The organism is Streptomyces sp. NPDC005402, from assembly GCF_040606575.1.
Lineage (GTDB): Bacteria > Actinomycetota > Actinomycetes > Streptomycetales > Streptomycetaceae > Streptomyces.
In genome coordinates this window covers 165431-172412 of sequence record NZ_JBEXFB010000022.1, presented here as the reverse complement: position 1 = coordinate 172412, position 6982 = coordinate 165431, and the positions used below count along the sequence as shown (strand labels likewise).

General features: G+C 69.4%; 6 protein-coding genes and 2 pseudogenes. 5 read left to right on the top strand and 3 right to left on the bottom strand.

What is annotated here, in order from left to right:
• Positions 1 to 122 precede the first annotated feature (122 nt).
• Complete coding sequence (locus tag ABZT02_RS34800) at positions 123 to 335, top strand: hypothetical protein (protein ID WP_356024824.1); 213 nt, start codon at positions 123 to 125, stop codon at positions 333 to 335.
• Between the two features lie 15 nt (positions 336 to 350).
• On the opposite strand, the gene ABZT02_RS34795 is transcribed toward ABZT02_RS34800, so the two are convergent.
• A complete protein-coding gene (locus ABZT02_RS34795) occupies positions 351 to 1106 on the bottom strand; it encodes a DUF5710 domain-containing protein (RefSeq protein WP_356024843.1) in 756 nt (251 codons plus the stop codon).
• Positions 1107 to 1199: 93 nt separating this feature from the next.
• Positions 1200 to 2789 (bottom strand): annotated as a pseudogene (locus ABZT02_RS34790) (DEAD/DEAH box helicase); the annotation flags it as partial.
• Between the two features lie 126 nt (positions 2790 to 2915).
• Between ABZT02_RS34790 and ABZT02_RS34785 the strand changes: the two are divergent.
• Positions 2916 to 4486: pseudogene (locus ABZT02_RS34785) on the top strand (UvrD-helicase domain-containing protein); the annotation flags it as partial.
• A 17-nt stretch (positions 4487 to 4503) separates the two neighbouring features.
• Here the strand turns inward: ABZT02_RS34785 and ABZT02_RS34780 are convergent.
• Complete coding sequence (locus ABZT02_RS34780) at positions 4504 to 5265, bottom strand: nucleotidyltransferase domain-containing protein (RefSeq protein ID WP_356024822.1); 762 nt, start codon at positions 5263 to 5265, stop codon at positions 4504 to 4506.
• Positions 5266 to 5412: 147 nt separating this feature from the next.
• Between ABZT02_RS34780 and ABZT02_RS34775 the strand changes: the two genes are divergently transcribed.
• The 3 genes from ABZT02_RS34775 to ABZT02_RS34765 are packed head-to-tail and all read left to right on the top strand — an operon-like array spanning position 5413 to position 6976.
• Complete coding sequence (locus ABZT02_RS34775) at positions 5413 to 6114, top strand: hypothetical protein (RefSeq protein WP_356024820.1); 702 nt, start codon at positions 5413 to 5415, stop codon at positions 6112 to 6114.
• Entirely contained in the window at positions 6111 to 6524 is a 414-nt protein-coding gene (locus ABZT02_RS34770) for a RidA family protein (protein ID WP_356024818.1), read from the top strand. Before ABZT02_RS34775 ends, ABZT02_RS34770 begins: the two co-directional genes overlap by 4 nt.
• Complete coding sequence (locus ABZT02_RS34765; RefSeq protein ID WP_356024816.1) at positions 6521 to 6976, top strand: GNAT family N-acetyltransferase; 456 nt, start codon at positions 6521 to 6523, stop codon at positions 6974 to 6976. The genes ABZT02_RS34770 and ABZT02_RS34765 overlap by 4 nt, the downstream gene beginning before the upstream one ends.
• The last annotated feature ends 6 nt before the right edge of the window (positions 6977 to 6982 follow it).

The following is a 6982-nucleotide window of genomic DNA, read 5'->3' as shown; positions in this document are numbered from 1 at the left end:
CGTCAACACCCGGCAACAGCGGCGCTATCCGCTCCCACGCCGCATCCGTCAACTCACCACGACCCACCACAAGATCATTATCAGACAGGACCTAGACGGCGAGGAACGGTTCCAAGGCGTACGTGGTCTGGACCGAGACCGGGGCCCGGCAGGACACCTGGTTCGAGGGATGGGCTCCTCAGCCGGGATCCTTCCTGCTCGTCCGGGGGTCCGTGGGATACGGCCCGCACAACAACAACCCGAAGGTCCTCTTCGTTGGCTCCGGGGGCGTGCACAGCACGGCTGCCGCCAACGCGCGAAACGCCTGGCAGCGTCAGCAGAACCGCCAGGCTTAAGGCCTCACAAGCACCTCAGGGCAACCAGCGCCGGGCCTGTTCGCGAGTGACGCGTGCGGCGTCGACGTACCAGAGGCCGTTCGGCTTGTCCCATCGCGCGCCGAGGAGTTTCTTCGCCTCGTCCTTTTCGGCGAAGGTCACCTGGAGATAGAGGCGGCCGTTGACGACGGCACCGGGCCTGATGCCGTCGGCCGTACCGCTTGCGTCGCTCGCGCCGCCGCCCCGCGAGCCTCCATCACCCGCCGCTCGCGGGTTCCAGGCGGCCTTGTCCTTCCGGGCCCGCTCGATGACCCGGCTGACGCGCTCGCAGGACGAGGGGTCAGTGAACCGCATCATCAGGTCCGTCGGGCCACTGTTCGCCAGCAGATTCAGCGAGCCGTGCCAGAGGACCGTGCCGTCGAGGATGAGCACCTTCTCGTGCATGCGCTCCCGGAAGTCCACCTCGCAGCCCACCGAACGCAGTTGGTCGATGCGCTGCTGGTGACGCTCGACCGACGCGTCGTCGCGCTGTTCCTCCGCGGCACGTGTGTAGACGACGACCCTGACGCCCTCGCTGACACGGCGGCCCAGAAGAGCCGACCACTTACGAACCGGGGCCGGGTCGAGAAAGGGGCAGTAGAGCTCGATGCTGGTGGACGCCCGCTCGATGTCCCACTCGACCGCCTTGTAGACCTCGTCGGCCGGGAAGAAGGCGGGCCGGGACAGCTCCTCCTCCGAGAGGGCCGAGAGCTGGGCCGCCTCCCGGGTGGGCACGAGTTGGTCCGCGGACATCACCTGCGCGTGGCTTTCGAGGTGGTCGAGCATGAGACGGGCCTCGCTGTGCGGTGCGAGGTGCGTACGCAGGTGTTCGAGGTCCGCGACGACCACCAGGTGGTCCTGGGCACGGCTGAGGGCGACGTTCAGGAGACGGCAGGTCTGGGAGGAGAGACCCGTTCCCTGGTAGAAGATCCCTGGGTACCTGCCCGCGCCGACGGCGGTGTCGAAGACGACTATCGGGCGCTGACTCCCCTGGAACCGGTGGATCGTGTCGACCAGACCTTCGTACTCCTCCCCGAACCGGTACTTCAGGCTGCCCTGAAGCGCCTTGACCTGGGCCTTGTAAGGGGCGATGACAGCAAGCCTGTCGGTGGCGCGGCCGCCCGCCGCCGTCTCGCCATCGCCCCACTTCCGCCCCGGGAGTACGCCCTCGTACTGCAGGCCACGTACGAGTTCGTGTACCACGGCCTCGTTCACGGTGTTCGCCTTGTAGTCAGGCCCTGGAATGCGCTGCTTCGAGGTGTCGACCAGGATGACCGCGGAGTCGACCAGCGGATTGAACGGGATCCTGCTGCTGTCGTCACGGCCGGTGGTGAGCGGGGAGTCCGGGTAGGCGACGTCGTTCACCAGCGCGCAGATCGGCTCCCGCATACGGTACTGGGTGTCCAGGGCCACAAGCCGGGGGTCCTGGCGCACGGATCCGGACTCGGTCACCAGTCCGGCCGCGTGGAAGGTGTCCCGTGCCGCCCACAGCCCGGAGTGGGCCTTTTCCTCGTCCGTCGCCTTCCGGTCGCTCTCGCCCTTGGTCACGGCGGGGAGCTGCCTGAAGTCACCTGCGACCACCACCCGCTTCCCGGCGAGCCCCGCGGCCAGCCAGGCGGACGGGAGATCGACCATGCCCGCCTCGTCGATCACGACGACATCGACACGGTCCAGCAGCTTGCGCGACTGCACGGCCTTGGCGACGGTCGCACCCATCACACGGCACTTGGAGCGCACGGTGTCCTGGATCTTCCTGCGCTGCTGATCGAGTTCGTCGAGCTGCTTCTGCAGGCTCTCGGCCTGTCCGGCGAGCACCGGGCGGTCCGGCACTCCCGCGAGACGGGGGCGAGCGGCGGCAAGTCGTCCACTCAGCTCGGCGATCTCCGCTGCGGCCTGGCCCGTCCGTATCTTGGCGTTCGCAGCGCGCTGGGCGGCATCGCGGAGAGCCGCGTCTGCCTGAGTGAGTTCCGCGTGGAGCGCGGCGAGCTGTGCTTCCTTCCGCTTGGCCAGGAAACCGTTCGGCTGCCCTATCTCACTGATCCTGAGGCGCAGTTGGGCCACCTGGGCCTCGGCTCTCAGTGAATCCTGCACGGCCGTGGTGCCTGACGCCGCGGCCTGCGAGTGAGTGGTACGACTCCCTGCGACCTGCTCTTCGAGACTCCGTACTTCGTCGTGCAGGGTGATGAGGGCGCGTACTTCCTTGAGGCCCTCCGTCGTCCTGGTGAGAGCTTCGTCCAGCTGGGCGGAGACCCGGGCGGTGATCAGCTCGGTGTCGACGTACTCGCCGTATCGCTTCCGCAGTGAGGGGACTTCGATGTCCCCCGCGCGTTGCACCAGCCCCTCCGAAAAGCCTTCCTGGGTGGCCAGGAGATCGCAGATGCGTTCCAGTGCCTGGTCCACCGCGACCTTCGTCGGGGCGAGGAAGAGGATGTTGAGCCCTTGGCACGCTGCGCGGACCGGCGCTGGCCACCTTGATCACCACGGGCACCGTTTTGGCAAGACGGAGTCGTTCCTGGTGCCGGTGCTGGACCACTGCCGGCGGGAGAGGGCGCGCGGTCGACCGCCGCCGAGCGTCCGGCGACGATGGTCACGACCACGGACGAGGCGCTGCGCGAGGCGCTCGAGGGCGAGGACTTCGGACGCTGGAAGGTGTTCCTGCACCCCACCCAGTCCAAGCTGGTGGAGCGCGACTACTCGGGGCCCGCCCGGGTCGGTGGCGGTCCCGGCACGGGGAAGACCATCGTCGCTCTGCACCGCGTCAAGCATCTGGTCGAGCAGCTCCCGCAAGGCCGTGACAAGCCGGTGCTCCTCACCACGTACAACAAGAACCTCGCGGCCGACCTCCGCGCGCGGCTGCTGGAACTCGGTCGAGAGGAGCTCCTGTCGCGCGTGGAGATCAGTCACGTCGACCAGCTGGCCCTGCGCGTGGTCCGCGAGGCCGAGCCGGGCAGCAGCAAGCAGACGATCGACGACAACCAGGTGCTCCGCGAGTGGCGCGCCATGCTGGACGAGCTCGGCGAGGCGGGCTGGGACGCGGAGTTCCTGCACGACGAGTGGACGCAGGTGATCCTCGGCCAGGCGGTCGTGTCCCGCACCGAGTACTTCCGAGCACGCCGTGCCGGCCGGGGGCGGAACGTCACCCGGCCGGAGCGGGCCGAGATCTGGCAGCTGGCCGAGAAGTTCACCAGCGCCTGGACCGTCTCGGACGCCAGACGTGGGCACAGGTCGCGGAACGGGCCGCCCGCCTGGAGATGGAGCGCGAGCAACGGATCCAGGCCGTCGAGCGGCAGCGCGCGGAGAGCGGAGGCCTGGACAACATCCACCTTCAGGACGGTTCCGCCGGATGGCTGCCGTACCGCTATCGGCACATCGTCGTGGACGAGGCTCAGGACCTACGGCCGGGGCACTGGAAGATGTTGCGAGCCATGGCCGCACGCGACCGCAACGACATCTTCCTCGTCGGTGACACGCATCAGCGCATCTACAACAACCAGGTGACTCTCGGCAGTCTCGGTATCAACATCCGGGGGCGGTCCGCGAAACTCACCCTCAGTTATCGGACCACACGGCAGATCCTCGGCTCGGCGCTCGGAGTGCTGAGCGGGGAGTCGTTCGACGACCTCGATGGCAGCCAGGAGACACTGGCCGGGTACCGGTCGGTGCTGAGCGGCGCTCGCCCGGAGCTGCACGCGAGTTCCGACTGGGAATCCGAGCGTGCGGCCATCACGGAGCTGGTGTCCGACTGGAGCGACATTCCCCCGGAACAGATCGCCATCTGCGTGCCCACCAACGCGATGGCGCAGGAAGTCGCTGTGTCACTCGCTCACTCGGGCATCCGTGCGACAGAGATCGGCCCGGACGGACCGCGCGGGGACGAGGGCGTGCACATTGGCACGATGTTCCGGTTCAAGGGGCTCGAGTACCAACGCATGATCATCGCGGGCGTCTCCGAGGGCCTCTTACCGCGCACAGCAGTGATCCAGATGCGGCACACCGACGCGCTGCGCCACCGACGTGAGCTGCAGCGGGCCCGTTCCCTTCTCTTCGTCGCGGCCACCCGTTCGCGAGACGCGCTGGCGATCTTCTGGCACGGAGCGCCGAGCCGGTTCCTCACACCGCTGCTGACCGGCTGACGTTCACGGGGCAACTGTCATGCCGTGTCGAAGAGGGCCTTTGCTTCGGAGATCGCCACGCTCAAGGACGCTGGTTCCGTCCGCATGCCCTTGATGATTCCGTCGACTCCACGCAACCCGGTCCGCTCCAGCAGCCGCTTCTCGTTCGTCACCCACTCCCCCCGCGCCGCCAGCACCGAGTGCCCCATCTGTACGGCGGCCGTGGCGAGGGCGCCGGCCGTCTCGGTGAGGCGGGCGGCCGGGGCGTGGTTGGCCTCGGTGTAGGCGAGGGTGAGGCGGGCGGTGTCCCGCCAGCGGGTGGCGGCGGCGGTGCGGAGTTTCGCCGGATAGGCCGCCGGACGCGGCAGCTCGCCGCTGAGGAGCCGGTTGATCGCCAGCTCGGCCACGATCAGGTAGGTGGGAATGCCCGCCAGATGGAACAGCAACGGCTCCACCCGGAACCGCCCCTCCTCCGCCTCCGCCAGTTCCCGTTCCACCACGTCGAGATCCCGGTAGTGGACGTCGACCCGCCGCCCGTCGATCGTCAGCCACGCGCCGCCGTTGAACACCCCGCCGCCCCAGCCGCCGATCTCCGACACCTCGCCCGCCCAGCCGACGGCGCGGAGGTCGGCCGGGTCGAAGGCGCCCCGGTAGTAGACCGCCAGGTCCCAGTCGCTGTCCGGCCGTGCCGTTCCCTGGGCGCGGGAGCCACCGAGAGCCACGGCCCGGACGGTGGGGAGGGCGGCGAGGCGGTCGGCGACGGTGTCGAGGAAGACGGCGTCGGTGAGTGTGGAGGACATGGGCGCAGCGTACGAAGCCCGGGGGCGTCCCTCCATGGAATTACGCGGCCCGCGCCTTCGGACGGGGCCGCCGCGAAGGCCCGTTGTCAGTGGCACGCGTTATCAATGAAGTCGTCACTCACTGTTACGACGACGGGGGAATCGGCGATGACGACGTACGAGAAGGATCCGGACCCGCGAGCGCACCGCACGCACCTCTCCGCTGCCGGACTGCGGGCACGCGGGTGGACCGCAGGGATGATCCGCCGGCTGCTCGGCGAGCCCGATCTGCGGCGGCCCAACCCGTTTTTCCGTGCAGCCCCACCGACCCGTCTCTACAGCGTCGAGCGGGTCGAGGCGGCCGAGCGGAGTGAGGAGTTCAGGGCGGTGTCGGCGGTCGCCGCCCGGCGGTCCGCCGCGGTGAGGGAGGCGGCGCTGCGCAGGCGGCGGGAGGTGCTCGCCAGAATCGCGGCCGAGCCGATCGACGTGCCGGTGCTCACCCCGGAGACACTGACGGCGCTGGCCGTCGAGTACCGCGCTCGCCCGGACGGACGTCCGGAGTCCCCACGCGACCACCGGAACCCCGACGACCGGGGCCACGACCGGGACCTCGACCGCTGGAAGGTCGACTACCTCTGCCATCGGCTGGCCCGCTACGACGACATCCTCGACGGACTGTCCGGCCGCACCGGCCGCGCGGCCGCGGAACAGCTGCTGCGGCGCCGGGTCTGCGCGGCCATCTCCCAGGCGTACCCGGACCTTGCACAGGAGTGCGCACGCCGGTCGGGCCCGGAAATTCAGGTGCGGTCCCGTCCCGCCGCCCCCGATGATCGAAAAGTTGTCCGCCGTCCACCCGAGGAGTCCACGTGATCCAGCGCGTCACCGCCCCGGCCCTCTTCCCGCCGCCGACCTACTCCCACGCCTCGGTCGTCGAGGCGGGTACGAAGCTCGCGTTCCTCGCCGGGTCCGTTCCGCTGGACGCCAAGGGGAACCTGGTGGGTGAAGGGGATCCCGCGCGCCAGGCAGAGCAGGTGATCGCCAACCTGCGGGAGCAACTGCGCGCGGTCGGCAGCGACTTGGAGCACGTCCTGTCGACCGATGTGCATGTCGTGAGCAGCGAGCCCGCGGTGCTGTCCACCGTGTGGGAGGTCGTCGAGGCGTCCGGGCTGAGCACCGGTCCGCATTCGTCGACGCTGATCGGAGTCGCCTGTCTCGGGTACACCGGCCAGTTGGTGGAGATCACTGCGACGGCAGTGGTGCCGGAGGTCGCAGCACCGTGAGCACGGTCGTCATCCGCCGGGCCACCGCCCCCGACGCCTCCGCAGCGGCCGACGTCTATCTGCGCTCCTTCACCGCCGCGTTGCCGACGGTGGTACGGCCCCGGTCCGACGACGAGGTGCGCGCGTACATCCGGGACGTCGTCGTGCCGCAGCGGGAGACCTGGGTCGCCGAGGACTCCGGGACCGGCGCGATCGTCGGGCTGATGGTGCTCGCCGGTGATCTGCTGTCCCAGCTGTATCTCGACCCCGACCGGCGGGGGCGCGGCATCGGCGACCGGTTCGTCGCGCTCGCCAAGGAACGCAGTCCGCGAGGGCTGAGCCTGTGGACCTTCCAGGTCAACAAGCCGGCCCACCGCTTCTACGAACGCCACGGCTTCGTCGAGGCCGAACGCACCGACGGCAGCGGCAACGAGGAGCGGGAGCCGGACGTGCGGTACGTGTGGCGGCCCTGAGCCCTA